Raw genomic sequence first — 2,199 nt, 5'->3', positions numbered from 1 at the left:
CATCATCTATAAGAAAATCTACTCCATTTTTAAAATCAGCAAGCTCTGCCAGCTCATATATATCCCATAGATTTATATTAATAACTTGCAAATCTTTATTTCTATGGCCTATATCCTGGTACTTATGAAGGACTACACAATCATAGTTATCTAGCTTTCTTAATTCCCCTAGAATCTTATTTATTTCTTCATTATGTTTAACTAAATCTCTTTCATCACAATTTATACAACTTTTCTTATTAAGCATTATCATCCAAGACCACCTCCTTCTAGATTTCTCCCATCTCTTTAAATAAGGAGAAAAGATATGCTCTTCCCTCAGGTCTAACTACTGTATAGACTCCGGGTTGTCCATTATATTTATTGATATAATCTTTTAATTTAAAGTAATCAGCTGCAGTTGAGTAATATCTTAGTTTCCCTTTTTGATTTCTATAAAGATAACCCCTATCAATGAGTATATTTATAAATCTATTTTGAGAAACTCCTAATTCTTTTGCAGTATCCCTAAGGCATATACAGTCACCTAAATCCATAAACTTATCAAAGAATTCTCCCTTGGGAATAAGACCTTCTAATTCTTCTGTCCTAGCTTCTATTTGTCTTAAGGCTACAAGATAGCCCCTTGCTAAAAGTTCTTGATCATTCATTTCCTCCTGTCCTGAAAAATATCCACCATGCTTTCTAATTGAAGGTAGAACTTCACTTGTTACCCAGTTTTTAAATCTTATGGCACTTTCAAGTTTACTTCCAAAAATCAGTGCATACATTCCAGACTCATTTATTACTATCAAATTCCTTCCTTGACCTGATACGGTAAAACACCGTTTCAGCTTATCTTCCTCATATACATGACTTGCAATCGCATCACTTGGTCTTTTGTATCCTAGAGCCTGGGCTATATCCATTCCTACAAACCATGGTTCATTATCTATAAGCATTGTCCTAACCTGTCCAAATTCAAAACTTTCAAATGTTTTTATTTTATTCATCTCTTTCACCTATCTTTCACCTAGAAGTAACTCTCTAGTTTTATTTAATTTTAATTTTCCTATTTCTCTTCTTATGTCCTCTCCTGCAATTTTTACTGGAATACACATCTCCCTAATTCTTGAATATATCCTTTCTTTATCAATATCATTACTTCCACTCATGATTACACCTAAGGGAATATTTGTTGAAATAATAGTGGGTTTCTTTGCTTCATATCTGGTATTGATAATCTGATAGACCATTTCATTTATATATTCTGTATTTCTTTCAATTCCAAAATCATCAAGAATGAGAAGTGGTACACTGCATAAGAGCCTGTAATATTCATTTTTATCTATATCAAAGCCACGCTTTTCAATATCATTTATTATCTGAGGGATATTTCTCATCTTCACCCTTATCTGGTATTCTTCAATAATTTTATTAGCAATACAAGCTGCTAAATATGTCTTTCCTGTTCCAACATTCCCATGAAATATAAGTCCATTATTATTTTTCGCAAGTTCTTTAAAGTTCTTAACAAAATTCTTTGCTATAATAACTTCCTGTCTTTCAGGCTCTATAATCTTTTCAAAACTATAGCTTATTAGATTTCTGCTAGTAGCAAAACATTCTTCTTTAAGCCTTCTGATGTGGTTTGCTATTTCTTCTTCCTTTCTCTTAGCCTCTGTTTCCCTATCACATCTACAATTTCGACTAAATATTATTTTTTTACTACCAAGACAAGCAAGGGGTTCTGAATCTATTTGTTCACCACATTGTCTACAATAAACATGGCCATCTCTTTCATGAGCCCTATTTGCATTAAAAGAAAATCCTACTCCATCAATTTCAATTATTTTTATTTTATCTTCCATTTTATCTACCTCTCTAATCATTTAAGTTCCATTCACTTTCATAGTCCGAGGGATCTCCCGTATAAGATTCCTCCCTCCTAAGCTTTCCTTCGCTCTTATCTTTTAAATACCAGGTCATAATTGTTGAAGCATGGTCTTTATAGGTTTTTCCTGTACTTTGCATATAGGCTGATAATCTTTCAATATAATCATTAAGATTAGGGATTTTATCTTCTAGTTTCATTTCTTCTTCATTAGAAATAATTACATTTAAGAAGGTTCCTTTTTTATCCTTCTCACTAAAATCAATATAACTATTATCAATCTTATTATTCTCTATATAGTTAGGTTGTCTTTTTGATAAGTCTAG

General features: G+C 31.7%; 3 protein-coding genes and 1 pseudogene. All 4 read right to left on the bottom strand.

Annotation, left to right across the window (positions count from 1 at the left end):
• A partial coding sequence (locus C3E89_RS03060; protein ID WP_236911025.1) for a hypothetical protein occupies positions 1-253 on the bottom strand: 253 nt, incomplete at its 3' end.
• Between the two features lie 16 nt (positions 254-269).
• Positions 270-992: a BRO family protein gene (locus C3E89_RS03055; RefSeq protein WP_025642393.1), complete on the bottom strand. Its 723-nt coding sequence runs from the start codon at positions 990-992 to the stop codon at positions 270-272.
• 9 nt (positions 993-1,001) lie between these two features.
• Complete coding sequence (locus C3E89_RS03050; RefSeq protein ID WP_051403574.1) at positions 1,002-1,850, bottom strand: ATP-binding protein; 849 nt, start codon at positions 1,848-1,850, stop codon at positions 1,002-1,004.
• 13 nt (positions 1,851-1,863) lie between these two features.
• Positions 1,864-2,199: pseudogene (locus C3E89_RS03045) on the bottom strand (hypothetical protein); the annotation flags it as partial.

This window comes from Clostridium sp. Cult1 (assembly GCF_021655095.1).
In the GTDB taxonomy this organism is placed as follows: Bacteria; Bacillota; Clostridia; order Tissierellales; family Tepidimicrobiaceae; genus Schnuerera.
Note: the sequence above shows the minus strand (reverse complement) of the source record. Positions and strands in the feature narration are given on the sequence as shown.

Coding starts and splice junctions, on each gene's coding strand:
- C3E89_RS03055 (WP_025642393.1), bottom strand. CDS start 992: ATGAATAAAATAAAAACATTTGAAAGTTTTGAATTTGGACAGGTTAGG.
- C3E89_RS03050 (WP_051403574.1), bottom strand. CDS start 1,850: ATGGAAGATAAAATAAAAATAATTGAAATTGATGGAGTAGGATTTTCT.